Genomic DNA, 27000 nt, shown 5'->3' with positions numbered 1-27000 from the left:
GATTTTGGCTGTTTTTGAGTTGCTATTGCATTAATTCACTCGCAGAACTATCCTGGTAATTTTTATTCCACAGGAATTCCGTTAGAATTTTATTGACGGCAATGTTGTTATTGTGCAGGGCACTGTGTTGCGCCTTTGGACCAAAAGCTTGAAATGTTTGATAAAAACTGACATGATCTCGCAAAATATAACCCAATGATAGGGCAGAAGCGTTAGTGACCACGCCATCTGAATTTGAACCATCGCCCAAGTTACCATAGATATTCAAAACCCTGGCTTGACGAGGAAAATTTTTTCTCAGCCGATAGAGTAACTTGTATTCAGGATGGATGATCTTGGGTTTACCAGTCGGCAAAATGCGATTTTTGTTGGGCGCATCATCCCATAACTGCATCAGTGGACCTGATGTCGGCTGATTAGATTTGTGATTATCCATTATCCCATCATAAGGCCCGGCGATCACACATAACTTATTGGTTCGCGGCAAATCAGACCGGTTGCCGTTCAAAAGGTTATAGTAGATTACCGCGTAAGCCCCCATGGAATGGCCGACAAAGTTTAATTGATTGACATGGTATTTCTGCTTGAGTAACTTGCAGACCTTGGTCAGCCAGCGAGCATACTGAACCTCGCCGGCGCGGTTATTGTCCATTCGGACCATAATGATTGGATTCACCATCCATGACTTAACGGTTCCAGTGACTGACAATTTTCCGTTGGCTCTCACGCGGACAATCATTCGCCTTGAAGCGGCGCCACTGACCTCTGCCGCGGAGATCATATCTTTTTCGGAACGAAGGGTGGCCCCCCAGCCGTGGACAAAGATAGTCGGCGTACTGGAGTCAATATAGTTGGCCTTGAGCTGATCCGAAGCACGCTGATCCTGCCAAATGTTAAAACCGAAGCCCAAGATGATGAGCCCGTCGATTACAAAGTAAAGTATTCGCAAGTTTCTTGAGCGCCGATAATTTATCAACTAATTGACCGCCTTATACGTGAATTCTTTATTTTTTGTTTGACATAGCCGTAGCCAAGTGACAGGATAAACGAAATTAAAACCGCCAGAATTGTTTCCATAATGGCACCATTGTAGCCAGCTTCATCGATGATATCGATGACGGCCTTGTGCAGATACATAATTCCCAATGTCTGTTGGCCCAATAATTGAACCGGCTTAATGAGGAACTGGGGCATGAATTTGCAGAAATAGTAACTGGCGCTGAAAACGACTAAACAAACAATAATCGGGATAAAAGTAATGTAGGAAACCCGAGAAATTGGAATGTGATGATAGGAAGCGTGAATGATTTTGGACTTCAGGAAGAACGCGAAGTTGAACCGGTCCATGTGCTGCATCCAAAACAACCAGACGGTAAGCATGGCTGCTGGAATAATCACCCACAGGTCCTTAACGAATTGCTGAATTTTGTGGAAATAAAGATAGCCAAATAACATGAAGAACATGGCGATAAAAGCAACATCGAAGTCCCAGGGAACGTATTTATAACTTAGGAAGTAAATGTGCTTGTAACTGGTGGAAATGATTAATGAAGCAAAGGCCACAATAATCTGTGCTTCCCGGCTTTTGACGTATGTAATGACAATCGATGTGAAAACCAGGGCCAACAGGTAAACATTAATGTACCAAAAAACACTGAGGTAGTGGTTCAGTGTCCGTCCACCATACAGTAATCGGGCAAAGTAGAAGATCGTGTACGACCAACTTTCACCTCTGATGAAGTGTGACAGTAAAATCAAAAAGCCACCACAGATTAAATATGAAATTAGCAGTGGTAAAATCCGTTTCTTGAAAAAACCGATCCAATTGTTATTGACGATTGGCTTTAAGAAAAAGCCCCCCATGATGAAGAAGATCGGCATGTGCCACCAATAAAGAAAATGGAACATGGTGCCGTGTCGTGTCATGGCGTGACCGAAAACAACGGCGACAATTCCGACCGCTTTGGCAACGTCAATCCACTCGATTCTTTTTTTACTCACAAGTGTTTCACCTCGAAAATTATTAAGACCACATATAAAAATATTCTAGTGCATTTAGGGTGTTCATGACAATACTTTTTCATTACATCTCTATAAAACAATTGATGCTTAAGTAATTTTTAATATATCACCCCGTTATTGCTATTCATTAGCAACTTGATTAAAATGAAGCGAGTGTCAAAGTATACGAAAGTAGGAACAATCATGATTGATAATCATCAAAACCTGACGGAAAAGTCGCGTGACCAGATGTTATCCGGGTCAGCGTGGATGACGGCCGGTAGTATTTTGAGTCGATTTCTCGGTGCAGTCTATATTATTCCCTGGGGGATTTGGTTTGGCAATTATTTCTTCCAAGCCAACGCGCTGTACGGACTCGGGTATAACATTTACAGTTTCTTCTTGATTGCCGCCATTGCCGGGATTCCCTCGGCGATCGCCAAACAAGTGGCTCATTACAATGCCTTAAATGAGTATGGTGTCGGCGTTCGGCTTTATAAACGGGGCTTGGTGTTGGCCATTGCTACAGGAGTTATCTGTGCGGTGATCCTGTATTTTGGTGCGCCCTTAATTGACGGCGGCAATCCCAACGTCATTCCTGTTTTGCATTCATTGGCATGGGCAATTTTGATTATTCCGACGATGAGCCTCACCCGTGGTTATTTCCAAGGTTACCAACAAATGGCGCCATCAGCGATTTCCCAATTCGTGGAACAGTTGGCTCGAGTTGCCTACATGCTTTTGACAGCCTTCATTATGATGCGGGTGCTGCATGGCAGTTGGGTCAATGCTGTTTCTCAATCAACTTTTGCTGCTTTCATTGGTGCGGTTGCCGGCCTGGCGACCCTTGGCGTTTATTACTTCCGCCGCCGCGAAGATTTTCGACAGCTGGTTTTGTCCAGCAATAATGAGATCCACGTTGAAGCAAAACAATTATATCAGGAAATTATTGCGCAGGCAGTGCCCTTTATTATATTGGGTGCCGGAATCACGATTTTTATGCTGATTGACCAGTTTACTTTCTTCAAGATTATGCGGATGGCAACTGATTACAACTACGCGACCCTCTCCGATCTATATGCAATGTTTGCCGTTAACTCAAATAAATTGATTATGATTACTGTGTCGCTTTCCTCTGCTTTGGCGATTACCGCCGTGCCGATGCTCTCAGAAGCGCTGACCAGCGGGGACAACGTCGAAATTCGCAAACAAAACTCCAATGTGATGGCATTATTCATGTTTGTCATGATTCCCGCTGCCCTGGGAATGGCCGCAATTGCCGGACCGCTTAACCGGGTCTTCTATGGCACCACTCATCAGGCACTCGGCGCTAATATTCTAACGTTTTCATCCATTATTTCCATTCCGATGGGATTGTTTGTCGTTATTTCTGCCGTGATGCAGGGATTGTCTCAAAACAGACGGGCAGTTAAGTTCTTTGCTGTTGGAACAGTGGTTAAGTTTGTGCTTCAGTGGCCTTGTACCTATTTTTTGGGTTCGTTTGGGCCACTGCTTTCCACCGGGATTGGCTTGACCGTTGCCAACTGGTTGATTCTTATATATTTGAATCGCCATTTCGGTTTTGAAAAACGGATGTTGGACATTGCTTTTCGGAAGATTTCGAAATATTCATTGTTTATGTATGCTGCTGCATTGTTGACGGTTTATGGATTGAATTTTGTTGTTCAATTGGTTGGTAATCCATTTGGACGGGTTGTCAGTCTGATCGTGACCTTGGCGGCCGTTTTGGTTGGTGGGGTGATTTACCTATACTTAGCCTTGAAGAGTCGAATTGCCGATATGATTCTGGGCCCGCGAAGTGACAAGTTGCGACGGTTGCTTAAAATCCAATAACCAGCTGTTTTCATTCATATTTAGCCAAGATAAAATAAACAAGTCTCCATCACTGACAATTCAGCTGATGGAGACTTTTGTGATTCAATTTAGTTATTTAGCTTGATGCTTATACATAAATTTCGGCAGAGCCTCACTGATTTGGTGGGGCAGGACGACATATTGCTTTTCAGCCAATTTATCAGCAATGGCACTATGAGAATAAACCGCCGCCAACACAGCTTTTTGCGGATCTTTGAACTGGGCGGCAAAGCCCCCGACCATTCCGGCCAAGGTGTCACCCATTCCGCCCGTTGCCTGGGCAGGAGTGCCGCCAGTGTTTTCGTAGACGTGGTTGTCCGCATAAACTTGCGTTCGATGTGATTTAACCACCACAATTGCGTGGAGCTGTTTGGCGGCTGCCTGGTTTTTCTCTGGCGTCTGGTCGGCAATCTTAATGCCGGATACTCGCTGCCATTCCATTTGATGCGGCGTCAAAATATTGATCGAATCCTGTGGCAGCGGCAAGTTGTTGGCAGCAAGCAATGTCAGTGCCGAACCATCAATGACTAACTTTTGTTCGCTGCCGGCAATCCGAAAGACTTTTGTCAACAGGGTCAACGCACTGGGATCGGTTCCCAGGCCAGGCCCAATGACCACCACGTCGGCACTTTTAATGATTGGTTCTGCCTGATCAAAATTGTTCCAATCCACAAACATTGCTTCGGGCAGCCAGTCATGCAGACTGGTTTGATTACTGGGGTCCGTAATCGTGGTGACCAAGCCGGCTCCGGAATAAACTGCTGCCAGTGAGGCCATGATAATCGCACCGCCAAAGTTTTGGCTGCCGCCAATCAAAGCGATTTTGCCGTAAGTGCCTTTAAAACTATCTGCCGGTCGCTTACGAATGACATCTGTTAAAATTTGACTTGTGATTTTTTTGACATTTACCATCATCAGATCTCCCATCCGAATCTGTTTTTCACCCTAATTATAGCATTTCTGGAGTGGACAAATTGCCAACGCCAATTGAATAGTGTGATAAAATTGAACTATAAGAAATGGACAGGAGCGAGAAAAATGACAGTTGATTGGAAAAAGCGCGCACAAAGTTATCAAGACGAGTATTTGAACGATTTAAAGGAATTGATCAGTATTAACAGTGTTCGTGACGATGAGCACAAGACTGATGAATTTCCACTGGGCGAGGGGCCAACCCAAGCGATGCTCAAATTTTTATCATTTGGGGAGCGCGACGGCTTTAAGACGCAAAATATCGACAACATTGTTGGCTATATTGAGTATGGTTCCGGCGATCAGACAATGGCGATGCAGGCCCATGCGGACGTTATGCCTGCTGGAGACGGCTGGGAAACCAATCCATTTGAAATGGTGGAAAAAAATGGCAACGTCTATGGACGTGGAACGTCAGATGATAAGGGACCTGCGTTAGCCGCTTATTATGGGTTGAGAATGCTGAAGGACAATGGGATTATGCCCAAAATGAAGATTCGTTTGATTATTGGAACTGACGAGGAAAGTGACTGGACCGGGATGAAGCATTATTTCCAAGTTGAACCGCAACCGACCTTTGGTTTTTCCCCAGATGCTGAATTTCCTCTGATTAATGGTGAGAAGGGCAATGCCACTTATGTCACGACCTTTGGCCATACAAATGGTTCCGAATTCACTTTGAAGCGATTTGATTCCGGATTGCGATTGAACATGGTTCCCGGATCTGCGGATGCGCTGGTCGAAGTCGGTGATAACGAAAAATTTGTCGATGGCTTTACCGAATTTTTGGATCAAAACCCGATTGCCGGTGATGTCAAATCAACCGGTCAGGGCGTTGCTTTGCACATTACCGGTAAAGCTGCCCACGCGATGGAACCCAAGAACGGCGTCAATGCCGGCACGTATCTCGCCAAGTTTTTGAATGACTATGCATTTGACGGGGCCGCTAAGGAATTTATTTCCTACCTGGCTGAAGACCTGCATGACGATTCCCGGGCAACCAAAATCGGTGCTGCGCACGTCGACGACATCATGGGAGAGTTAACCATGAACGTTGGGATTATGAAATTTGACACGCAGCACGGCGGCAGCGTCAACACCAACTTCCGTTACCCGAAAGGAACTGATGATCAAGAAATTTTGGCTCACTTGCAACAGGCTGCCGATAAACGCCATGGAACCGTTAAGGAAATCAACAATATGGACACCCACTACGTTGATCCAAGTGATCCGATTGTCAGTACCTTGATGCACGTTTACCAGGAACAGACGGGCGATATGGATTCCAAACCGGAAGTCGTCGGCGGCGGTACTTATGCCCGTTTGATGAAACGTGGGGTGGCGTTTGGCGCATTGTTCCCAAACGCCCAAGATACCATGCATCAGGCAAATGAGTTTCAGCCGGTTGCCAATTTAATCAAGGCAATGGCAATTTATGGGCAATCAATTTATGAGTTGACAGCCAAGTAAAAACATTGAGGTGGTTAGTATGTTGGACTTTAATTATTCGAATATTCTGGTTGGGATTGATGGTTCAAAAACTGCCGCCAAGGCCGTTAGACAGGCAATCACGATTGCCGAGCACAACCATGCCAAGCTGACAATTGTGGCAATTATCAACGACCGTGAAATTCTGGGGGTGTCAAAAGCCGCCTTGATCGGTTTTGGCAACGTCAATCAATCAACGATCGATGAGGTCAAATCCAGATTTCAACGGCTCGTTCATAAATACGAATTGATGGCAAAAGACCGAGGACTTGCTGTCAGTGCCTTTGTAACTTCAGGCGATCCCAAAAATCAATTGGCTCACGAGTTGGTGGATGACGAACATGTGGATGCAATCGTTGTCGGGGCCACCGGGGCAAATTTTGTTGACCGGATGACAATGGGGTCAACAGCAGCTTTTGTTATTGCTCAAGCCCCCTGTGATGTGTTTGTGGTCCATCGCGACTAGCCGGTTTCAAGTCGGTTAGAACAACTGAAATGAAAAAAGAGGTGAGCCGGTATTTCGAGAATACCTGGTTCACCTCTTTTGCGGTCCATCATTCAATTTTGGTTGGCTGATTCTTCTGCGGATTGTTAACAATTAATCCCCAGATTCCGGGAATCACGTACAAGAAACTGCCCAAGACGCCCAGCACGATTAAAACAATCGGCCACACGTATCTTTCATTGTAGTGAAGTCGTTTAATACCAAAGAACGCAATGATTTGCTGGATTCCATACACCAGCAAAAGAAAAATGGCGATCATGTGATAGTTCCATGAGTTATGAACGCCTGCAGCATCCGTCGTTCTGGTCAGCATAAAGATTGCCAGCGCCAAAACGACAATGGTGATCACCCACCAGACGATCCAGCCGCAAATTTGAGCGGCAGATAATTTATGTTGTTTTGTATTTTGCAAATCTACATCTCCCCCAATATTGTTTATATCAAGCCTACCAAGAGTGGCCTGATTCAGTCAAATAAAAGTTGCATCCAGGCCACCAAAAAAGTTATACTTTTCGAAGCACGTCATTGAGAAATGACAATTTCGAAGGGTGAGGTTTGGTCATGATTGACATCGTATTCAGTGATAGTTTTGCATCAACATTGAAGTATTACTATCAGAAAAGACATCTTGACGGGCAGGTTTTGGCATTGCCAATGTATCTGAGCTTGGGGACATCAGTCAACGCTCGTTTATGGAAAGCCATCAAACCATTTATAAAATCGAATACGCTCATTATCAAGCCTCTGAACAATTAACTGTCGAAGCGGTAAATGCTTTACGGCAGGGGCTTGATCAACTGAGTCAAAGTGCTCAGGCTGGCGAATCGTTTCGTATTTGGTGGAGTGAGACGGCTGACGACTACTGCGGCTTTTTGTGGATTTGCGATTATTTAAAGGATTTTTCAGTTCAAACGATGAGTGTCAAGGTTCCAATGACCTTGGTCCGAGAAGACAGTTTAATGATTATTTCCAAATTAGGTGAAATCAGTGAAGACGCCATTGATGAATTTCAATTGGCATCACTACAAAGGGACCTGTCTGCTAATTCCCGGAGAGCCTTCAGTTACTATTGGCATGACTTAAGGAGTGAAAATAATCCGATCAGAACGGTGATTAACGGCACCGTTGTCAGTCAATCGATTGACTTTTACGATCGTTTTGTCCTTGCCAATCTCAGTCAACGGCGGTTTAGAAATATTCTGCGGGTAATTGGTGAGACTTTGGGCGATTATCCGTTCACGGCTGACTGGTGGTACCGCCACCGGATTGATTACTTGGTGTCAAAGGGAAGCGTCGATTATAAGGCGGATCCGGACGCAATCGTTGGGAAAATTAAATTGGCAAAATAAAAAGGGGCTGTTTAGCTGTGAAATTATCAGCTGAACATCTCCTTTTAACTCCGTGGCCTTTTCATCGTATCTGGTAGACCTGAAACTTATGACTGTCTGTTAGAGTGTCTCACTTTGTGGTTGGCGAATTTTAGCCAAAGCATCATCAATCTGTCCGAGAACGATTGTGACATTCTTGGGATCGGACAAGTCATACTTCTGCAAGTCGATTTTGATCTTGGGACTGACATCGTATTCTTGGAACCATTTCTTATATGCTGCCCACATCTTGAAGTAGTATTCCTGAAGGCCAGGGTTGTCGTCAAACTGTTCATAGTCGCGACCGCGTTTTTTGATCCGGTGCTTGATGGTGTCAAAGTCACTATCAGCATACACCAGCAAATCAGGAGCCTTTTTTGGCAACTCGTCGAGTTCTGCCATCATGTTATTCAATAACTTGAGGTAAACCGCCAATTCAGTGTCGGTGATGTTTCCCTGAGCATTATTTTCCCGGGTGAACAGTGCATCTTCATAGATTGAGCGATCCAAGACGTTATTATCATCACTCAATGCTTGTTTGATCATTGAGAAACGCTTGTTTAAAAAGTAAATTTGAAGTAGAAATCCGTATTGTTTTGGATTGGAGTAGTAAAGCGGTAAAACGGGATTATCGCCAACGGGTTCAAAAAACGCTTTTGTCCCGAGATGTTCCGCAATTTTTCCGGTTAAAGTGGTCTTTCCGACCCCAATCATTCCTGCAGTTATTATCACCATGGTAGCCCCTCTTTATAATAAAATGACAATATATAGTGTACCACAAAATGTGGTAACACAATATATATAATTTCCCGATTCGGAAGTTAAAATTGGGAATGCCGCACATATTAAGTAGTACAATATAGTTAATAAGTTAAATGGAGGGAATTTAATGTATAAAGCGGTTGTGTTCTTTGACTTAGACGGGACACTTTTTGATAATGAAAAAAACGTGTCCGACGAAAATGTAGCGGCAATCAATGAATTACGTGCCAATAATATTTTACCGGTGATCTCCACTGGTCGAAATATTTTTGAAATTCAGTATGTGATTGATGCCACTGGGATTAACTCGTTAGTCAGCGCTAATGGGAGTTATGTTCAGTATGAAGGCAAAAAACTCAAAGCAGAACAAATTAGTGATGATGTGATTGAGGAAATCCTTGCCTTTGCAAAACAGCAGGGGGATGTCATTTCCTTTTACAACAATAAGGAATTTGCGTTGACTTTTGAAAATGACATGACGAAAGTGAACTATCGTCTGTTGCGATTAACACCACATGTTGACCCAGAATTTTACAAGCATCATGAAGTTAATTTCTTAAACGTCTTTAATTACGATAAGGATAAGCTCTACCAAGACAAGTTCAAAGGGAAGTTGTCTTTGGTCCGTAACAACCCGCGTTGTTTGGATACCATGAAGTGGGGTGTTTCCAAACAAACGGGAATTCAGGCTTTGATGAAGAAACTGAACCTCGGTGACGTTCCATCATACGCGTTTGGGGATCAAATGAATGATTTGCAAATGTTTTCCGAAGTTAAATTTCCAATTGCCATGGGTAATGGTGTCCCAGAAGTTAAGGAAAAGGCGTCCTTTGTCACTAAATCAAATATTAACGGTGGGATTGTGAACGGCCTTAAACATTATGGGCTGATTGATTAATATCTCGTCAAAGGTTGTTCTCGACCATTTAACGACGAAAGGCAACTACCCCGAAACAGAGGTAGTTGCCTTTCGTCGTTAATCATCAGAATTAGGGGGTGAAACGAACCCTTAATTCATTTGCTTTTCAATATTAGCCAACGTCATTTCTGAAGTATCGGCAAAATTAATGTCGGCATCCTTTAAGATATTTTTGTCGCCGATGCCAATCGAGGTTTCGCCAGCTGCGTTAATTGATTCAACACCAGCTGCCGCGTCTTCAACGCCGATGCACTGTTCCGGCTTGAGATCAATCAATTCAGCACCCTTTAAATAAATTTCTGGGTCGGGCTTGCCTTTACTCAATGTTTTTGGATCAACAATCTTTGGGAAATAATCGGTTAAATTCAGCTTTTGCAAGACTTTGGGCGCGTTTTTAGATGCTGAAGCCAATGACAATAGGTAGCCGCCATTTTTGATTTCGTCCAAGAATGCTTTAATCCCCGGTAAGATATTGTCAGGGGTCATTTGATCAACCAACTTCAAGTAGTTGGTATTTTTTTCAGTTGCCAAATCAACCTTTTGCTCATCAGTGTATTTATCTTGAAGATTTCCAGCTTTCAAAATCATTTCCAATGAGTCCATTCGACTGATGCCTTTTAGACCGTCTTCAAGTTCTTTGGACCATGGAGCGCCGACTTTATCGGCAACTTGATGCCATGCCTGGCTGTGAAAAACCGAGGTATCGGTAATCACACCATCTAAATCGAACACGAAGCCTTTAATATCGGAAAATTTTGCCATTATCATTCACTCCTTATTATTTATAGGTAATTGTTGCCATCTTGTTCTTAGTCAGTGAATAAGCCTTTTTCGCAACACTGACGTGAGTATCGGCATCTGCGGTCACATCGATCCGATGATGACCGATGACGAAGTGGTAATTGATTCCTTGGTAAGTTTCTTTAAATGAAATTTTAGACCAAGTGCTTGGCAGGTGAGGATTAATCGTGACCTCGTCGGTATCAAATCGGACACCGCCATAGCATTTCGTTTCAATTTGAAGGGTCGCACCCATTACACCCAGGTGGATTCCTTCGGCAGTCGTCCCGCCTTGAATGTCGTAGTAATCTGAGAACAGGGCAGTTGAAAACAGCTGCCATGACTGGTCCATGTTGCCGTCAATTTCGTCCAGAACCGAATAAACAATTCTGGAAAGAGTTGATCCATGAGTCGTCCGGTCAAGATAGAACCGTAAGTTGCTGGTAAAGAAGTTGGCGGGCAGCTTGTACCCCAGACGGTTGATGACTTCTTGCACTTCGTCAAACGGCAGTTCATAGTAGGCCATCAATGTATCAGCCTGTTTGGCAACTTGGTAGGCGTCCGGTGACTTGCCTTCGCCTTTGAGCAGTCGATCTATTCTGGAAATATCACCATACTTCTTCCGGTATGAATCGAAATTCAGTTTGGATAGGTTGAAGTACCCTGAGAACTGGCCGATAATACCTTCTTCGTTGATGTCCAATCGCAGTTTATGGGCGATATCGTTCATCTTGGCGAGAAGTGCGTCGTCAAAGCCGGCTTTTTCACTGGCTTGCTTTAAAACGGCGCTGTCTTCCTGCGATACCAGGGTATTGACCTTGTCAAACAGCCAGGAAACCATGATATTCGTATAGGCATTATTGGTTAAGCCATGATCGTTGGAGTTAGGGTACTCTTCGTGAAATTCGTCAGGCCCCATGACATGATGGATGTCATAACGGTCGGTTGATTGATCGTAGTCGGTCATGCTGACCCAGAACTTGGAAATCGACAGCAGCATTTCCAATCCGTATTGATCCATGAATTCTTTATCGCCCGTGATGTGGACATAATTGATAATGTCATAGGCAACTGAAATGGAAACGTGCCGTTGTAGGCGGCTGTTATCGGGATCCCATTTGCCGCTAACCGGATTCAAGTGAACAAATTGTGATTGCTCATCGCCATACATCCCTGACTGCCAAGGGTACATTGCACCTTGTTTGTCCTCTGAGGCAGCATACTTTCGCGCCTCAGCTAACCGGTTGTAACGGTAAAGTAGGCACTGTTTGGCAATCGCAGGGTAATGAATTGCATAGAATGGCAAATCAAACGTGACATCCCAAAAAATGTGTCCACGGTAAGCTTCACCATGCAGCCCACGAGCACCAACGGATGCATCCAATTTACCGGACGACAAAGCAGCACTGGTAACTAACATGTGGAAAATATTGACCCTGGTCAACTTTTGGCTGGTAAGATCATTATCGATAATAATGTCGGAGTGTTGCCAAACATTGCTCCAGAATTTTTCACTATCGCTTAACGTATCTTCAAATGAGGAGTCATCAAGTTCTTTTTGTGCATCGGCTTCCAAATGGTTATTTTCGTCTTGGGAAGTAAAGACGGTGACATTCTTTTTGAATTCGTATTCCTTGCCGGGCTCAACGTTAATGCTCAAAGCCTGTTGGACTTTACCTTCCTCAGTCGTGGTATCGATCAATTTTTTGGTATCGAAATCTGGACTGCTGAGTTTGGAGTTGATCACAAATTGAACGTGTGAGGTCTTGGTTTGACCGGTCATCGAGACTTGATTGTCATGAGCTGACATGCCGATGACATCAATGTGGTGCTGATCAAAGTCTTGATAACGTTCCACGTTGCCGTTAATAACGTTGCCATCAATGCCGGCATAGATTTGTAAACTGCCGGAGAAATTGATGGGCTTTAATTCATATTTGATTGCGTAACGGTGCCACTGATCCATGTTGGCAACTTTCGTAGCCCGGACTTGGATGATATGGCCGGTTGAAAGCTGAACGTGCAGGGTGGTTGTCAAAGTACCGGTCTTCAGATCCAAGCTTCGGTAAATATCTTGAATATCGGCTTTCTTAATGGTAAATGGCAGTTGATGGTCAACACCGAAACTAATGTATTGGGCATTCGGTAAGTTCACCAAATCCTCGTTCACAACGTCGCGGTCATTAATCTTAGTCGTCAATTGGTTGTAAACACCGGCAACGTACATACCCGGGTAATTATCCTGATCAGCGTGGGACTCAACGTAGGCCCCCCGGAGACCAAAGTAACCGTTCCCGATTGTCAGCATGGCTTCTTGGCCGTAGTTCCGTTTACCGGCATATTCACCATAGTAATCCAGATGCCACTTAAGGTATTCTTCCTTATCGGCAACGGCTTTTTTCAGCCCAACTTCTTTGATCTTTTGCAGATTAACAACCGGAATATTCATCATGTTGGCAATTGCCAATCCGATATCAATCTTTTGGTGATTAATGCCAATAATCGTATCTGAAAACTCATAGTTTAACGAATTTTCGATAATGGCGGCGTCGATCGGCAGGCCGGTCAGCGCTGCTTTGATATTTTCAAGATTATCGCCAATTGAAAATTTGGGGTTATATGTGATCATAAACTTTCGAAACGGCGGTTTGTTGGAATCTTCTGAATAATTTAATTCCATGACCCCATCGCGGGCCCTAATAGCAAACGTTCTCATAACAAAACCTCTTCTCAATTTTTGGGAAATAAATTAAACCTTCACACTTTTAATTCTAGCCCAGACATCATGCAATCGCAATCAATTACCGTTTTGGAATGGTCTGCGGTGCGTCATTGACGGTTCATTGTTTATTTTTTAACAGATCCCGGATCTCGGAAAGTAGTACTTCTTTGTTATCGATTGCAGGCTTTGTCGGCTGACGCTTGAGGACCTTGTTAATGAGTTTGATTAAGATAAAAACGACAAAGGCAACAATTAGAAAATTGATCAGTGAATTGATAAAGGCCCCGTAACGAAAAGTCGCATCACCGACTTTGAAAATCAGGTTTGACAAGTCAATTTTTCCTAAGAAGATCCCAATTAACGGGTTGATCAAATTATTTGTGAGGGAGGTGACAATTCCAGTAAAGGCGCCACCAATAATCACCCCGACAGCCAGGTCGATGACATTTCCTCTGGCAATAAAAGCCTTAAATTCTTTGAGCATGGTTTTTCTCCTTTCAACTATCTTATTTCCATGATGTATTTATTATATCGACTTTAAATACCCGAAGACAAACTCTAACTTTCCCAATTCAAACGTGAACTCCATTGGCAAAGTATGATAGTATGAAATAAGAAATTTTACAGGAGAATTCATTTGAAAAAGTCTAAATTATTCTTAATCGTCGGCGCCGTCGTATTAGTGTTAGCAGTGGCGTTTTTCATCACAAAGTTCTGGCATTTGTCAGTTCTGTCGTTCGCGCTGATTTGGCTGATTGCAATTATTGTCATTCGCCTGATTTTGACGCCGTTGGTGGTGATGATTGTTCGCCAACGCGATGAAAGAAAAGCCCAACGAGAAGCAGACGACAATAGTCGTGACAAATAAGATTGTTTGAAGGGGATTGTATGAACAAGGATTGGCTCCACAGGATTTTCATAACCGCAGGATTGATCTTGCTTGCCATTGGTGGCTTTGCGGCAACCAGCGGACAGGCAGCTGCCAAGACGACCAACGTCGCTGATTCCAAACAGCAATTGGTTGATATTGTGCTGCGGCCAAAAAGTCAGTCGGCGCTTCACCAATTTGTTTACAACACAGTGACGCCGAGTTCGCCGACTTATCGCAAATTTGTTTCCCCAAGTACTTTTGCCAAACGATTCAGTCAGAGCCCAAAGCAGATTAAAGCTTTGCAGACATATCTCAGACACCATCATTTGAGGGCTCAGACTTACAAAGGTAATTTGATTATGGTGGTCAAGGGATCAACCAAAAACGTCGAGAAGGCGTTTAAAGTTAACCTGGTGAACGTAAATAACGGTGAGGTCAAATATCAAAAGGCCAGCCGAAATCCTCAACTACCCAAGAAACTTTCCAAGGTCGTTTATACCGTCTTTGGGTTATCAAATTACTCACCGTTTTCCTCATACAAAACCAAATTTCAGCCCTCATCGCTGCATACCAGAACTGCCAGCGGGACGACAACCACCAAAAAGTATTCGCCGACGCGATTTGTCCGTCGCTACAATCTGCAGTCCCTATACGATAATGGGTCGACTGGCCGCAGTAAAACCATTGGGATCATTTCATTTGCCAACTTCCATCCTAATGATGTGTACCGCTACTGGGATGATGAGGGCATCAATGTGAAATCTAATCGACTAAGCGTTTATCGGACTAACGGCTTTAAGGGTACCTGGGATGGCTATGATGAAACGACCATCGATGTTGAACAGGCCGGCGCAATCGCACCGGACAGCAACATTCGGACCTACATTGCCCGTCCAAACATTTTGGGAATGGTGAATTCAATTGCTGCCGCAGTTGGTCAAAACGTGGCCGATAGTTTGTCACTCAGTTGGGGCCAAAGTGAAGCCCAAGTGGCCTATGAAATGAAACAGGGGATTACCCCGAAAAAATATAATCAAATCATGAACTTATTATTTGAGCAGGCAGCTGCCCAAGGAATGAGTGTCTTCACCGCGACTGGTGATAATGGTGCCTATGATGGGATTACCACCGGGTTAACGTCAGGATTGTCCGTTGATACGCCGTCTAATTTTCCATATGTGACCGCAGTCGGCGGCACGACACTGCCGAAAACCTATACTGTCAATAAGAAAAAAGTCACCATTCACCAGGAACGCACCTGGGGGGCTGACTTTTTATACCCCAACTATAAACACCAACGATTTTTCGGAACTTTGGACATGCTTCAAAGCTTCTTTGCCGGAGGTGGCGGCGGTTTTAGTAAATATAATGCCAGACCCGCCTATCAAAAAGGGATCAGCGGTGTCGGGACGTATGATGCGACTAATCTGTGGAAATTTAAATATGGTCGGCCGGAATTGTTGAAAAAGCCGATTAATCTTAGCGGCAAATCCAGCGGCAGAAACCTGCCCGACATTTCAGCGAATGCCGACCCCAATACCGGTTACAGCATGTTCATTACGCCGAAGAACAATCGAAATTCCAAGGGGCAATGGCTGATTACCGGTGGGACCAGTGTCGTCGCCCCACAGATGGCCGCAGCCAGTGTTTTAATGTCTGATTTCACTACCAATGGCCGCTTGGGCTTTTGGAATCCACAGATCTATCGATTTGCCAAACGATCAACTTCGCCGTTCAAACCGTTGGACAGTCGGACAAATAACACCAACTTGTACTATACCGGACAACCGGGGAAGATTTATAACCAGGCGACCGGACTTGGAACCGTTGATTTTACAGCTTTGAACAAAGCTTTTAATAGTTAAGGAGACGCTGCATGGAAGAGCAAAGAAAGTTAACTTTTGGTGACTACTTTGAACGATTAATGATCTTTTTTGGGCTGATTATTTTGGTCGGCTCAGTTCAGCTGCCACTGATGTTCATTGTCCAAGGCAAGCTGTCAGCAGTTGCCAATTACGCTGTTGGAGCCTTGTACTTGTTGGGCTTTCTAATCGCCATTTGGCTGGCACAGTATGCCTACCGGAAGTATGGCCGCTACGAAGTCAAAAAAATGACCTGGCAAAATGTCAAAACAATTGTCATTGCTTGGATTGCCTTTTTGGTAATTGAGTTCTTATTGGGAAACCTTAATAAACTGGTCTACCACGTCACTCAAACGGACAACAATCAGGAAATTCAATCATTGTTGTCCAGCAATCATCTTACCCTGATTTTGATGGGATTTACGGCAATCTTCTGTTCGCCGATTCTTGAGGAAACCATTTTTCGGGGATATTTGATGACTGCGTTCTTTCGGTCGACCGAAAAATGGGCACCGATTATTGTCAGTGGGATGGCTTTTGCCCTGCCGCATATGGATCCTGATCTTTCCCATTTTAATATCATCAGTTTTTTGACGTATGCGATCTTGGGTTGTATTTTGGCCTATTTGTATGTAACAACTAAAAATTTGAAGGTATCAATTGGCCTCCATTTTTTGAATAATTTAATCGCAGTCGGCGGAATGATTGCGATGATTTTTGCCGTGTAATTAATTGTGAGAGGTGTTAATCATGGGATTATCGGTTGAATTGATGAATGATCTTTCGGATGGCGTCAAGGGTCGGCGAAATCTGATTACAGATGTTGGCGGCGTCAAGGTCGGGCAGGTGACTATTGATGATGGTGACGTTCATAGTGGTGTGACCGCAATTCTGCCCCATACCGGCAACCTTTTCCGGCACAAGGTACCAGCTGCCTCTTGTGTGCTTAACGGCTTCGGTAAAAGCGTCGGCCTCGTCCAAATTGATGAATTGGGAACCATTGAAACTCCGATTGTGATGACGAATACCTTTGGCGTGGGCACGGCCCTAAATGCCCTCACCAAACAAATGCTGGCTGCTAATCCCGAAATTGGGGATACCACCAGTACAGTTAATCCGATTGTTGCTGAGTGTAACGATGGCGACGTGTCCAATATCCGCAAAATGGCGATTACTGAACAGAATGTGTCCGATGCTTTGGCAGCTGTTAACGATGACTTTGAAGAAGGTGCCGTCGGTAGTGGCCGGGGGATGATGTGCTATGACCTCAAGGGCGGTATTGGCTCTTCCTCGCGGATTGTGACCGTTGATAAGAAGCACCAATACACTGTTGGTGCACTCGTCATGACCAACTATGGTTATTTAACCGACTTTATTGTCAATGGGATGCCTATTGGAGCCCCCTTGGCCAAAATGTTGGCCAAGGATAAGCAAAAAGAAGAAAAGGGGTCCATTATCACGATCCTGGCCACCGATGCGCCATTGAATGCCCGCCAACTCAAACGAATGGCTAAGCGGGCAACGGTTGGGATTAATCGTTCCGGTGGCTACATTGGCAACGGCAGCGGAGAAATCGTTTTGGCATTTTCAACCGCCAATCAGGTGGACCATTTCGAAACCAGCGAGTTTGATACTGTTACTCGGTTTAACGATAACCAAATTGATTTATTCTTCAGAGCTACGGCAGCGGTTGTCGATGAGTCGATCTTAAGTTCAATGGTCCATGCCGAATCAGTCGTTGATCGAAAGGGACGGCTTCGGTTAAATTTAGTTGATGCATGCAAGAAGTTGATTTCTCAGCAACCTGATTATACCGATATGGTTGAGCAGGTCTTTTCACAGCTTGGGGTGGTTAAATGAGTGCGAAGATTTTATTAGGTGCTGAAAACATTCGCCAACTTGCTTGGGGTGCCATTAACGGCTGTGAGGCAGCCAGCTTGCTGGAGGGGCTCCATTATCAGGGCCGAGCTTTAGACCTGAATTATGGCCAATTTCTCCTTCAGATGCCAATTTCACCAGATAGCAATCCTTACCACGGCTTTGGTGGTTCACCTTTCACCAATCGGCCCGGCAAGTTTGAGGCAATCTTTACCCGACCCCTGATGTGGTGGGGAAATCGTTATGGTAATCTGCAAGAACTGAGTGGGGCAGATCCCCAGTGGTTGTATGACTTTGTGGCAAAAGGGGAGCCGGTGTTAACCTCTGTGACCGTTCATTTTGAACAACCTGAGTGGGATTCGTATCCATTTGGTCAGGTTCCGGCTAATAATCACGCGGTTCTGTTGGACGGGATCGATGACCACCAGGTCCACGTGAGTGATCCGATTGACGGTCAATACTGGCTGCCAAAAACCAAATTTGAGCCGATTTATTTGTCTCGTAAGATGGCAATCGCAATTACTAAGTAAAATTCACAGCAAAATCGCATATTCTAACAGGCTTTCTGAACTCAATATTAGAAAAGGCCTGTTTTTTTGACACTTTTATGCTAAATTAGAACCAAGATGAGTTTGTTACGCGTCTTACATATTAGAGGAGGATTATATCATGCATTTATCTCGAGGAGTGGCTGCACTCGCAGGTGTAGCAAGCATTGCATTAATTCTGGCAGGTTGTGGTCAAAAGTCTGGTCAAGCTAACAAGACGATTAAGACTTCAACCGATTCTGAACTGACGACTGTTGATCCATCGAAGACCACGGCTGTTGGAACTTTCAACGTTTTAAACAACGTCGATGAAGGGTTGGTTCGTCTAGGCAAGAATAGTAAAGTTGAACCGGGAATCGCCAAGTCATGGACGGTTTCAAAGGATGGTAAGACTTACACTTACAACTTGCGTAAAGGTGCCAAATGGAGTAATGGCGATCCGGTGACTGCCAAAGACTTCGTTTATTCATGGCAGCGAACCTTAAATCCTAAGACGGCTTCACAGTATGGTTACCTGTTCTCAGGAATTAAGAACGCTGACAAGATTCAAAACAAAAAAGCCAAAGTTTCTTCATTGGGAATTAAAGCAGGTGGTAATTATAAACTGACTGTGACCTTGGAACAGCGAATCCCATACTTTAATTTGCTGATGGGCTTTCCTGTCTTCTTCCCACAAGATGCCAAGGCAGTCAATAAATACGGCAACGATTACGGCACTTCGGCCAAGACTCAAGTTTATAACGGACCGTTTACGCTGACTGGCTGGACTGGAACCAATAACAAGTGGACTTTGAAGAAGAACACCGATTATTGGGACAAGAAGGCTGTTAAGCTTGATGACATCAAGTTTAGTGTCCAACCAGATTCTTCAACGTCGTTGAACCTTTACAACCAAGGTAAACTTGATATGTCGCAACTGTCAGCTACCCAGGCCAAACAAATGGGTAACAAGAAAGATATGATTTCACGAAAGCAGTCTTCCAACTACTACATTGCTGTTAACCAAAAGAACAAGGTCTTCAAAAACCTGAAAATTCGCCAAGCAATGTCAATGATCATTAATCGAAAGACATTAGCCAACAAAGTCATGGGTGGCGGCGCAATCGATAACAATAGCTTTGTTTCAGAGGGATTGGCCGTTTCACCGAAGAACGGAACTGACTTTACGAAAGACACAACCGCTCCCGCATCAATGACTTATAACCCAACCAAGGCTAAACAGCTCTTTAAGGAAGGCCTTCAAGAAGTTGGTCGTTCGTCATTACACTTTACTTTGTTGAACTCTGATGGCAGTGACCAAAAGCAATTGAGTGAGTATCTGCAAAGTGCCTTACAAAAGTTACCTGGCTTAACGGTTACTTTGAACAACATTCCTGGTCGTTCAATTTTATCTCGACAAGCTGATGGTCAATTTACTGTGACCGTTGCCAATTGGTTTGCCGACTTCTCCGATCCAATCACATTCTTGAACATTTTGACTTCCAATAACCCAAGCAACATTTCCGGTTGGAAGAATTCAGAGTATGATTCGTTAATCAAAGCCAGCAACGCTGACGATGGCAGCAATGCCAACGCTCGTTGGGATGACATGGTTAAGGCTCAGAATTTGGCCTTGAAAGATCAAGCAATCATTCCACTTTACCAATCTGGTGAAAAATGGATGGTTAATTCAAAAGTTAAGGGAATTGTTTACAACACTGCTGGTGCCAACTACAATTTCAAAGAGGCTTACGTTAAATAATTAATGAGGAGTGACACTTATTGGAACCCGTGATTAAAAAGATTGATGTCCAGGAAGCTGCTGTGCCACTCAAACGGCCGTTCAAAACTGCATTAAGAACTGTCACCACTGCCCAGACGCTGATTGTTAAAATAACTGCCAGTGATGGTAAAGTCGGTTATGGCGAGGCAGCACCGACGCCGGTGATTACCGGAGATACCCTCCCAAGCATTGAAAGTGCCGTTAACGATGTGATTGGCCCGAAATTGATTGGCAAACCATTGTTTGACTCAGCGGATATTAAGGCGACTATCGATCAGTCAATGGTCCATAATTCGAGTCCGAAGGCTGCTTTGAATATTGCCGTTAACGATTTACTGGCTCAATCGTATGGGGTGCCACTATATCAACTGTTGGGTGGCCACTCGGATCACATCACGACCGATTATACTGTCAGTGTCGGGACGATTGAGGATATGATCACCCAAGCTCAAGACTTGATTACCAAAGGATTTACCACTTTGAAAATCAAGGTGGGGGATGATTCTGAAGAAGCCGACCTCGATAAAATTGTGGCCATCAGAAAAGCAGTTGGGCCAGCCATTCAAATTCGTTTGGATGCCAACCAGGGCTGGCATCCAAAACAGGCTGTGGCCGTTATTAATCGGATGCGGGAACTGAATCTGAACGTTCAACTGGTTGAACAGCCGGTTAAAGCCACTGACTTTGATGGTCTGGCTTACGTGACCGCCAACACCACGACGATGATTATGGCTGATGAGAGCATCTTTTCAATTGAAGATGCCGCTCGCATCATTAGTATGCGTGGTTGTGATATTATCAACCTTAAGTTGATGAAGGCGGGCGGGATTGATAATGCGGTTAAAATCAATACCCTTGCCGAGGCTGCCGGAATTCCCTGCATGGTGGGTAGTATGATTGAATCGTCGGTTTCCGTTACTGCTGCGGCTCACTTGGCCGCTGCCAAACGAAATATTCAGTATGTAGATTTGGACGCATCGATGATGTTCTCCAGCAACCCAATTGCCGGTGGGATCATCAATCAAAAAAACGAAATCTCTTTTCCAGATTTACCGGGATTAGGATTTAAGTAACCCAAGAGGCTCGGACATAAGGATTCCTCATGTTCCGGCCTTTTTTGAGTAGGGTGAACAAGCCAGCAATGCTTTTTATGCTATCTGGCAGGTAGTTGGTGGCTAATGAGGTATAATATATGTATACTAAAATTTAACGAATGGAGGTGCCCAGATGGAAACAAGACGAGTCAAAGTTCCAGTGGCAACTATTTGGAAGTCTAAAGAATCACCAAGAAAAGTTGATCAACCAGCCTTAGACGGCGATGGTAAAAAATGGGTTGAACAAATGAGTGATGAGCAATCAGTTGCGCTTTCCGATGATGACTTATTAGAAACGCAGGCTTTGTTTAACGATGAAGTCATTATTGATCATTTCGACGGTGACTGGGCCAAAGTCTATATTCCCAGTCAACGAGATGATTCTGATTCAAGGGGCTATCCTGGTTGGGTGCCAAGTAAATTATTAAGCGATCAGCAGATTAGTTATCCACCGGTTACCTCAATTGTGAGAATTGCTGTTCGGACAGCCAATTTGTATGATGAAAACAAAAAGCCGGTCCTCGAAATCAGCTTGGGAACTGTGCTGCCACAAACAGGCACCAGTGGTGACTACATTGCCGTCGTGACCCCGCTTGGAAAGGGTTTCATTGACAAATCAGCAGCAGTACTGCCATTCGTTGGTAGCAATGCTGGTGAAACGATGGTTGAGATGGGACGCCAATTTTTAGGCGAGCGTTATCTCTGGGGCGGAACCAGTTCCTATGGTTTTGACTGCTCTGGATTTGCGTACACGCTTCATCGGGTACTTGGATTTGATATTCCCCGGGACGCTGACGATCAACAAGAAAACGGTTTACCTTTAGCACCGGAAGAAATCCTACCGGGTGACTTGGTATTTTTCGCGTATGATCACGGCAAGGGCTACGTGCATCACGTTGGCATGTACATTGGTAATGGAAAGATGATTGAATCAAGAACGCCAGGCGCCAAAGTCGATATTGCAGAACTGACTGAACCAAAATTTGCGGCCGAGTTCGCCGGCTTTAGGAGATATTGGCGATGAGTGAGTTTTCTGAAACAATTGAACGGGTGATGGCTGACAGTTCGTTTAAGTATGGCTTGTTAATTCAAAGCAACGGTCAGACCTTGGTGGACCATGATAGCCACGAGGCCTTCCCATCGGCTTCTTTGATCAAATTGGCCATCTTAAACGATGTTTTGGACAGCAACGTTGATCTGGATCAATCCGTTGATGTTTCGACGGATGAGTTGGTAGGCGGTGCCGGAATCTTACAATTGATGTCTGTTCGGCCATGGAAGCTTCGGGACTTGTTGGCGTTGATGATTAGTGTGTCCGATAATTCGGCTACTAATGTGGTGATCTCCTTGATGGGAATGAATCATATTCAGCATTATCTTCAAACCCATGATTTCCACGAGACCGGGCTGGAACGTTATCTGATGGACGGTCGGGCACTTGCCAGTGGCAAAAATAACTATACCAGTGCTGCTGAAAGTTTGCGGCTGCTTCAGCAAGCACTTCATAATGGTTCCGAAGTCCAGAGCTGGTTCGCCAATCAGCAGTTCCGATACAAACTACCAGGTAATTTTGATGAATCAGGCGAGAATGTTGCTGTATACAATAAGACTGGTGAGGGCAATTTGATTGACCATGATGTCGCTCAAATTGTATATAACAACCATTCTGTTGACATTGCCATGTTGACTGCTGGATCCTTGAACCGAATGGAAACGATCCAAAAATTTAATCAAGTTGGCCAGTCAGTGGTTGATTGGTTGGCATGAACAAAAAGTGAGCGTGAACCAATAAGTGGTTTGGCTCTATAAGGGGATTACCCGAATTCCAGTTGGATATTTCGATAATCCCCCTTATACGGTCGGAAGCTGCTTATTGGCCCACAATTATACTAGGTAACATTCAAACACAAATCGAGGCTGGGACAAAATCTTTCATTTTGTCCCAGCCTCGATTTTAAATTGGATTTATGATTAGATTATACTCTGCACCAAAATCTTAACATTTTGGTCAGAGCGTTTAGATCTGTGTTTGATTGTACAAATCAAGCTTTTGTTCAATGGTCGCCATCGTCTGAGAACAAGTTTCTTTTTCAGCTGGGGTTAATCCCAAAACATCAAAGCAGCTGTTCACACGACTGAAGACATTGTCCTGTTGCTCTTTGGCTTTATCGGTTAACTGGATGACAACGGTTCGCTCGTCTGCTTCGCAACGGGAGCGGGTGATCCAGCCATGATTTTCCAGCCGCTTGAGTAATGGGGTTAACGTGCCGCTGTCCAGGTGGAGGTATTCGCCCAATTGCTTCACTGAGAGCGGTGCATATTGCCACAGAGTCAGCATCGCAATATACTGTGGGTAAGTTAAATCAAAAGGCTTCAGTGCCTGCTGATAAAAATGATTAAATTTTTTGTTCGCTGAGTAGACTTGGAAACACAATTGGCTGTCCAAGCGAATTGGTTGGGTTTGAGGCATAATTTCAACTCCTATTATTTTTGCACATACTGCCGTGAAACACGGACAGCACTAGTCGAATCAATTTAAATACTTTATGTTATTATTGTAATGTATTTATATTTAAAAGCAAGACTTAACACAGGGAGTCAATTTAATTGCGGACAATTAATTTGACATAAAAGGGGATTGTTACATATGAAAATTGGTAAACTTAGATTTAGTACTTGGTTATTTTGGATTACGGTGGTCTCAATGGCTGCTTATATTGGTTACTATGGTTATTGGTTAATGAAAGGACAACCAAAATTTCACGGGCAGACGTTGCTCTTGGTGGAGGTCTTTATTGGGATCCTCATTGCCAGCTTGCCATTTTTAATCGAGAAGTTGGGCCGGTTTTATTTTCCACAGATTGAATTGGTTTTCTTCTATATTTTCCTATACATGTCCATTTTCCTTGGATCCGGATTGCAATTTTACAGTGTACCGTTTTGGGATAAGTATGAACACGTTTTTTCCGCAATGATGTTGGCTGGACTGGGGTTTTCAATTTTTCAAGGATTGATGAGTGCCAGAGATAATGCAACCCACAAACCATTTTTGATGAGTCTGTTTGCCTTTACGTTTGGAACGACTTGTGGTGTTTTCTGGGAAATGTATGAGTTTACCGCTGATGGACTGGGTGGTTTGAACCTGCAACGGTACGAAGAAGCTGGCAAGTTGTTGCTCGGCCGAGCAGCCTTGATGGACACGATGACTGACCTGATCGCCGATTTGGCGGGGGCTTTCCTCATGGCTTTGATTGGTTACCTGATGATGAAACATGATCCAAGTTCCAGTCGATATCTGGTTTTCAAAACAAAACGACAAAACTTCTTTTCAAGTTACTACTTTTAGTGTAAAATAAAACATGTTGTTGCCCTCGTGGCGGAACTGGCAGACGCGCAGCGTTCAGGTCGCTGTTTGAGCAATCAAGTACAGGTTCGAATCCTGCCGAGGGCATCATATAAAGTTAAGAGGTTGAGATCACTATTGCACGATAGCGATCTCAACCTCTTTTTTGATCCGTTTTTTTTAAAAATTAGTCGGCCGATTATCCATAAGCAGGATTGGCCGACTAATTTTAAGTTATCAACATGTTAAAGCTTGAGTGTTTCGTTGGCGAATCTCGAGTTAAAACAACGATTGTCTTAATGGGCACCCTCTGACGAGAACTTGGTATACAATTTGGCGAAGTTGACGGTTCCTAGTCCAGTGGCTTGATTGTAAAGTTTACCAGGTTGGCCGGTGTAATACAGGTTATTATTGTTGTCAGCATCGTCAAGCACAGTAAAGGGTGAATCAGCTTGCACCGCAAATTGATAGATTTGTGGGTTCCAAAAGCCGATTGGCGAAGTTGTCCCGCTGTTCATCACCGCGTTGGCACCAGCCATTTGTGGCGATACAAAGCTGGTGCCGCCGTTGACTGTCCATTGTTTGACTGGAACGCTGATGACCGTTTTGCCATCCTTGGCATAGGCGAGGTCTTGCCCGGAGACGTAGGTCGCGTAACCAGTGTAACTGTCGGCATTGGCTGAAACATCGGGAACGTTTCGACCAGACCCCTTGCCAATGATAATTTGCGGATCTTTATTCACTAAGAAACCACCGCGCTTATATTTGAGCAGATCGATTGCCCGGAAGGTGTTAACGCCGGAAAATCCTTGCTGGTAGCGGGGAGTCGGGTTCAAAATTGAAAATCCGCCGCCGCTGCCGCCATAATTCGCCGGTTTGGTTTGTGGATTGCTGTATGTGTCGCCCCAAGCCCGTTCCTTATCAATGGTGATTAAGCGGCCATCGGTAATTCTAGTATAGGGTAATGTGGTGCCGCCGGTAATGACTTGATATGGCGAAGTTGAGAAAACGTGGTTGAATTGTTTAAGGGCCAATTCACGCGGACCATAGTCGCCACTTGCCCGAAAGACTGAGATGCCCTGAACAGCTGCTTGTTCCAACAGCAGATTAAAGGCGTCGTTGTACTCACCCAAAGAGGCACTGGCACCTTGTTCCCATTGACTGGCAAGCTCCGTGTTGGGTGAAAAGCTGGTTGAAATTTGTTTATCACGATCATCCGAAACGGCCTGCATAAAGGCGGTGTAATAAGATGATGTCGTTGAAGTGACGTTTTTTAATGATAGGCCGATATAAGCATCGATTTTGGCATCGGGTGCGACGGCCCCAGACTGGTTAACATCCAGCGTTGATTCAATTTGAGCTGGGTTCAATCCCATCGACAGGATCAAGTGACCAGTCTTGGCACCGTCAATTGAATAAATTTTATTAATCCGGCTGGGGTCGGCGTTGACACCGGTTTGCTGCCAATATTTGAGCACGTCTTTGGCATTAAAGTCGTCCATGGCAATAATGCCAATTCGCTGTCCTTGACCGGTCAAACCTTGTTTATATAAATCACTAACCTGATAATGATCAGCAAATTTTAAAGCACCATACTTTTTAGCAAAACTGGTTTTACTCAAATCGGTATTTGGAGGAGTCGGGTTTTGTGGGAGAGATGGTGTTACTGCAAGACTTGTCTTCTTACTTTTTGGTTTCGTTGCGTACACACCGATGACACTGACTGTTTGGGCCGAAAGCTTTGCCGGTAATTTAACTTTGGTTCGATAATCTTTTTTACTGACCTTCACTTGTTTGGCGTTAAATGCCCGAATCAAATTCTTCCGAGTGCCAACGACTTTGATGGCCAAGTTTCCCGGATAGACGGATGCCTTGAGATGATATTTCCCTAAGTAACTTTTAAAATCGTTGATGTCTGTCGTCGGGCGGCCAAATTGACTGGCAAATTCGCCCGGCGTTAAGTATTGATGATAATTTGGTGAACTTGGATCGACGGTGTCATAGACATAATCCGTCAGTTGGGATGAGCTTTGTGGTTTTAAAGCAATATTTGCCACAACTGTTTTCGATAGTGAAACTTTTGGCATCGTGTACGTGTTGGATTTTGCACTGGTCGACACACTGCCAGCAATCACAAAAATCCCGCTCAATATGCCCACAACTAATCTTTTGCCCCTCATGAAAACCACTTCCTCCATAATTTGATAACATTTAAATTATAACATTAATTAGTCCATTGACTGAATTGGAA

At 44.3% G+C, this 27000-nt stretch carries 25 protein-coding genes, 1 tRNA gene and 1 pseudogene; 17 read left to right on the top strand and 10 right to left on the bottom strand.

What is annotated here, in order from left to right; all coding sequences use genetic code 11:
- Positions 1 to 22: 22 nt before the first annotated feature.
- Both KE627_RS00650 and KE627_RS00645 read right to left on the bottom strand, forming a co-directional pair.
- Complete coding sequence (locus KE627_RS00650; RefSeq protein WP_056938745.1) at positions 23 to 976, bottom strand: alpha/beta hydrolase; 954 nt, start codon at positions 974 to 976, stop codon at positions 23 to 25.
- Positions 973 to 2001, bottom strand: a complete 1029-nt coding sequence (locus tag KE627_RS00645; RefSeq protein WP_013728069.1) for an acyltransferase family protein — start codon at positions 1999 to 2001, stop codon at positions 973 to 975. Before KE627_RS00645 ends, KE627_RS00650 begins: the two co-directional genes overlap by 4 nt.
- Positions 2002 to 2205: 204 nt before the next feature.
- Here KE627_RS00645 and KE627_RS00640 point away from each other — a divergent pair, with 204 nt between their 5' ends.
- On the top strand, positions 2206 to 3855 hold the full coding sequence (locus tag KE627_RS00640; RefSeq protein ID WP_013728068.1) for a putative polysaccharide biosynthesis protein: 1650 nt from the start codon (positions 2206 to 2208) through the stop codon (positions 3853 to 3855).
- A 93-nt stretch (positions 3856 to 3948) separates the two neighbouring features.
- On the opposite strand, the gene KE627_RS00635 is transcribed toward KE627_RS00640, so the two are convergent.
- Positions 3949 to 4791, bottom strand: coding sequence for an NAD(P)H-hydrate dehydratase (locus KE627_RS00635; protein ID WP_013728067.1), 843 nt, complete (start codon positions 4789 to 4791; stop codon positions 3949 to 3951).
- 123 nt (positions 4792 to 4914) lie between these two features.
- On the opposite strand from KE627_RS00635, the gene pepV reads away from it, so the two are divergent.
- Entirely contained in the window at positions 4915 to 6318 is a 1404-nt protein-coding gene (gene pepV / locus KE627_RS00630; protein ID WP_056938746.1) for a dipeptidase PepV, read from the top strand.
- Between the two features lie 19 nt (positions 6319 to 6337).
- Positions 6338 to 6802, top strand: coding sequence for a universal stress protein (locus KE627_RS00625; protein WP_013728065.1), 465 nt, complete (start codon positions 6338 to 6340; stop codon positions 6800 to 6802).
- Positions 6803 to 6890: 88 nt separating this feature from the next.
- On the opposite strand, the gene KE627_RS00620 is transcribed toward KE627_RS00625, so the two are convergent.
- On the bottom strand, positions 6891 to 7253 hold the full coding sequence (locus KE627_RS00620) for a hypothetical protein (protein ID WP_013728064.1): 363 nt from the start codon (positions 7251 to 7253) through the stop codon (positions 6891 to 6893).
- A 149-nt stretch (positions 7254 to 7402) separates the two neighbouring features.
- Here KE627_RS00620 and KE627_RS12490 point away from each other — a divergent pair.
- Together KE627_RS12490 and KE627_RS12425 are read left to right on the top strand one after the other, a co-directional pair.
- Positions 7403 to 7707: pseudogene (locus KE627_RS12490) on the top strand (DUF1835 domain-containing protein); the annotation flags it as partial.
- Between the two features lie 48 nt (positions 7708 to 7755).
- Positions 7756 to 8190 carry a DUF3658 domain-containing protein gene (locus KE627_RS12425; protein WP_375710776.1) on the top strand — a complete coding sequence of 145 codons (435 nt, stop codon included), beginning with the start codon at positions 7756 to 7758 and terminating at the stop codon, positions 8188 to 8190.
- A 99-nt stretch (positions 8191 to 8289) separates the two neighbouring features.
- Here the strand turns inward: KE627_RS12425 and KE627_RS00610 are convergent, their stop codons facing one another.
- The gene (locus KE627_RS00610) at positions 8290 to 8943 is read right to left on the bottom strand and encodes a deoxynucleoside kinase (RefSeq protein WP_013728062.1); all 654 of its coding nucleotides are present in this window, start codon (positions 8941 to 8943) and stop codon (positions 8290 to 8292) included.
- A 154-nt stretch (positions 8944 to 9097) separates the two neighbouring features.
- Here KE627_RS00610 and KE627_RS00605 point away from each other — a divergent pair, with 154 nt between their 5' ends.
- Positions 9098 to 9868: a Cof-type HAD-IIB family hydrolase gene (locus KE627_RS00605; RefSeq protein ID WP_013728061.1), complete on the top strand. Its 771-nt coding sequence runs from the start codon at positions 9098 to 9100 to the stop codon at positions 9866 to 9868.
- 111 nt (positions 9869 to 9979) lie between these two features.
- Here the strand turns inward: KE627_RS00605 and pgmB are convergent, their stop codons facing one another.
- The 3 genes from pgmB to mscL form a co-directional block, all read right to left on the bottom strand.
- On the bottom strand, positions 9980 to 10651 hold the full coding sequence (gene pgmB / locus KE627_RS00600) for a beta-phosphoglucomutase (RefSeq protein ID WP_013728060.1): 672 nt from the start codon (positions 10649 to 10651) through the stop codon (positions 9980 to 9982).
- A 16-nt stretch (positions 10652 to 10667) separates the two neighbouring features.
- Positions 10668 to 13385 carry a glycoside hydrolase family 65 protein gene (locus KE627_RS00595; RefSeq protein ID WP_013728059.1) on the bottom strand — a complete coding sequence of 906 codons (2718 nt, stop codon included), beginning with the start codon at positions 13383 to 13385 and terminating at the stop codon, positions 10668 to 10670.
- A gap of 124 nt (positions 13386 to 13509) precedes the next feature.
- Positions 13510 to 13875 carry a large-conductance mechanosensitive channel protein MscL gene (gene mscL / locus KE627_RS00590; protein WP_013728058.1) on the bottom strand — a complete coding sequence of 122 codons (366 nt, stop codon included), beginning with the start codon at positions 13873 to 13875 and terminating at the stop codon, positions 13510 to 13512.
- 153 nt (positions 13876 to 14028) lie between these two features.
- On the opposite strand from mscL, the gene KE627_RS00585 reads away from it, so the two are divergent.
- The 9 genes from KE627_RS00585 to KE627_RS00545 all read left to right on the top strand — a co-directional run bounded on the left by KE627_RS00585 (position 14029) and on the right by KE627_RS00545 (position 23173).
- Entirely contained in the window at positions 14029 to 14259 is a 231-nt protein-coding gene (locus KE627_RS00585; protein ID WP_013728057.1) for a hypothetical protein, read from the top strand.
- 20 nt (positions 14260 to 14279) lie between these two features.
- Complete coding sequence (locus tag KE627_RS00580) at positions 14280 to 16127, top strand: S53 family peptidase (RefSeq protein ID WP_056938748.1); 1848 nt, start codon at positions 14280 to 14282, stop codon at positions 16125 to 16127.
- 11 nt (positions 16128 to 16138) lie between these two features.
- Entirely contained in the window at positions 16139 to 16852 is a 714-nt protein-coding gene (locus KE627_RS00575) for a CPBP family intramembrane glutamic endopeptidase (RefSeq protein ID WP_013728055.1), read from the top strand.
- 22 nt (positions 16853 to 16874) lie between these two features.
- Positions 16875 to 17984, top strand: coding sequence for a P1 family peptidase (locus KE627_RS00570; RefSeq protein WP_013728054.1), 1110 nt, complete (start codon positions 16875 to 16877; stop codon positions 17982 to 17984).
- Positions 17981 to 18532: a C39 family peptidase gene (locus KE627_RS00565; RefSeq protein WP_013728053.1), complete on the top strand. Its 552-nt coding sequence runs from the start codon at positions 17981 to 17983 to the stop codon at positions 18530 to 18532. Before KE627_RS00570 ends, KE627_RS00565 begins: the two co-directional genes overlap by 4 nt.
- Before the next feature lie 139 nt (positions 18533 to 18671).
- Complete coding sequence (locus KE627_RS00560) at positions 18672 to 20291, top strand: peptide ABC transporter substrate-binding protein (RefSeq protein ID WP_056938750.1); 1620 nt, start codon at positions 18672 to 18674, stop codon at positions 20289 to 20291.
- A 20-nt stretch (positions 20292 to 20311) separates the two neighbouring features.
- Positions 20312 to 21385: a dipeptide epimerase gene (locus KE627_RS00555; protein ID WP_013728051.1), complete on the top strand. Its 1074-nt coding sequence runs from the start codon at positions 20312 to 20314 to the stop codon at positions 21383 to 21385.
- 154 nt (positions 21386 to 21539) lie between these two features.
- Positions 21540 to 22430 carry a C40 family peptidase gene (locus tag KE627_RS00550; RefSeq protein WP_013728050.1) on the top strand — a complete coding sequence of 297 codons (891 nt, stop codon included), beginning with the start codon at positions 21540 to 21542 and terminating at the stop codon, positions 22428 to 22430.
- On the top strand, positions 22427 to 23173 hold the full coding sequence (locus tag KE627_RS00545) for a serine hydrolase (RefSeq protein WP_056938751.1): 747 nt from the start codon (positions 22427 to 22429) through the stop codon (positions 23171 to 23173). The genes KE627_RS00550 and KE627_RS00545 overlap by 4 nt, the downstream gene beginning before the upstream one ends.
- 250 nt (positions 23174 to 23423) lie before the next feature.
- Here KE627_RS00545 and KE627_RS00540 read toward each other — a convergent pair whose 3' ends face one another.
- Positions 23424 to 23876 (bottom strand): MarR family winged helix-turn-helix transcriptional regulator, encoded by a 453-nt coding sequence (locus tag KE627_RS00540; protein ID WP_013728048.1) that lies wholly within the window; start codon positions 23874 to 23876, stop codon positions 23424 to 23426.
- A gap of 177 nt (positions 23877 to 24053) precedes the next feature.
- On the opposite strand from KE627_RS00540, the gene KE627_RS00535 reads away from it, so the two are divergent.
- A complete protein-coding gene (locus KE627_RS00535; protein WP_056938753.1) occupies positions 24054 to 24752 on the top strand; it encodes a DUF2238 domain-containing protein in 699 nt (232 codons plus the stop codon).
- A gap of 21 nt (positions 24753 to 24773) precedes the next feature.
- A tRNA-Leu gene (locus KE627_RS00530) sits at positions 24774 to 24857 on the top strand.
- Between the two features lie 188 nt (positions 24858 to 25045).
- On the opposite strand, the gene KE627_RS00525 is transcribed toward KE627_RS00530, so the two are convergent.
- The gene (locus KE627_RS00525) at positions 25046 to 26929 is read right to left on the bottom strand and encodes a S53 family peptidase (protein WP_056938754.1); all 1884 of its coding nucleotides are present in this window, start codon (positions 26927 to 26929) and stop codon (positions 25046 to 25048) included.
- Between the last annotated feature and the right edge of the window lie 71 nt (positions 26930 to 27000).

Origin of the sequence: Lentilactobacillus buchneri, assembly GCF_018314255.1 — a bacterium.
Taxonomy (GTDB): Bacteria; Bacillota; Bacilli; order Lactobacillales; family Lactobacillaceae; genus Lentilactobacillus; species Lentilactobacillus buchneri.
The sequence above is the reverse complement of the archived record's forward strand: the minus strand, read 5'-3'. Positions and strand labels throughout refer to the sequence as shown.

Bases quoted from the DNA above. Each gene is read 5' to 3' on its own strand.
- KE627_RS00640 (WP_013728068.1), top strand. From the start codon at position 2,206: ATGATTGATAATCATCAAAACCTGACGGAAAAGTCGCGTGACCAGATG.
- KE627_RS00635 (WP_013728067.1), bottom strand. From the start codon at position 4,791: ATGATGGTAAATGTCAAAAAAATCACAAGTCAAATTTTAACAGATGTC.
- pepV (WP_056938746.1), top strand. From the start codon at position 4,915: ATGACAGTTGATTGGAAAAAGCGCGCACAAAGTTATCAAGACGAGTAT.
- KE627_RS00625 (WP_013728065.1), top strand. From the start codon at position 6,338: ATGTTGGACTTTAATTATTCGAATATTCTGGTTGGGATTGATGGTTCA.
- KE627_RS12425 (WP_375710776.1), top strand. From the start codon at position 7,756: ATGAGTGTCAAGGTTCCAATGACCTTGGTCCGAGAAGACAGTTTAATG.
- KE627_RS00610 (WP_013728062.1), bottom strand. From the start codon at position 8,943: ATGGTGATAATAACTGCAGGAATGATTGGGGTCGGAAAGACCACTTTA.
- KE627_RS00605 (WP_013728061.1), top strand. From the start codon at position 9,098: ATGTATAAAGCGGTTGTGTTCTTTGACTTAGACGGGACACTTTTTGAT.
- pgmB (WP_013728060.1), bottom strand. From the start codon at position 10,651: ATGGCAAAATTTTCCGATATTAAAGGCTTCGTGTTCGATTTAGATGGT.
- KE627_RS00595 (WP_013728059.1), bottom strand. From the start codon at position 13,385: ATGAGAACGTTTGCTATTAGGGCCCGCGATGGGGTCATGGAATTAAAT.
- mscL (WP_013728058.1), bottom strand. From the start codon at position 13,875: ATGCTCAAAGAATTTAAGGCTTTTATTGCCAGAGGAAATGTCATCGAC.
- KE627_RS00580 (WP_056938748.1), top strand. From the start codon at position 14,280: ATGAACAAGGATTGGCTCCACAGGATTTTCATAACCGCAGGATTGATC.
- KE627_RS00575 (WP_013728055.1), top strand. From the start codon at position 16,139: ATGGAAGAGCAAAGAAAGTTAACTTTTGGTGACTACTTTGAACGATTA.
- KE627_RS00570 (WP_013728054.1), top strand. From the start codon at position 16,875: ATGGGATTATCGGTTGAATTGATGAATGATCTTTCGGATGGCGTCAAG.
- KE627_RS00565 (WP_013728053.1), top strand. From the start codon at position 17,981: ATGAGTGCGAAGATTTTATTAGGTGCTGAAAACATTCGCCAACTTGCT.
- KE627_RS00560 (WP_056938750.1), top strand. From the start codon at position 18,672: ATGCATTTATCTCGAGGAGTGGCTGCACTCGCAGGTGTAGCAAGCATT.
- KE627_RS00550 (WP_013728050.1), top strand. From the start codon at position 21,540: ATGGAAACAAGACGAGTCAAAGTTCCAGTGGCAACTATTTGGAAGTCT.
- KE627_RS00545 (WP_056938751.1), top strand. From the start codon at position 22,427: ATGAGTGAGTTTTCTGAAACAATTGAACGGGTGATGGCTGACAGTTCG.
- KE627_RS00540 (WP_013728048.1), bottom strand. From the start codon at position 23,876: ATGCCTCAAACCCAACCAATTCGCTTGGACAGCCAATTGTGTTTCCAA.
- KE627_RS00535 (WP_056938753.1), top strand. From the start codon at position 24,054: ATGAAAATTGGTAAACTTAGATTTAGTACTTGGTTATTTTGGATTACG.
- KE627_RS00525 (WP_056938754.1), bottom strand. From the start codon at position 26,929: ATGAGGGGCAAAAGATTAGTTGTGGGCATATTGAGCGGGATTTTTGTG.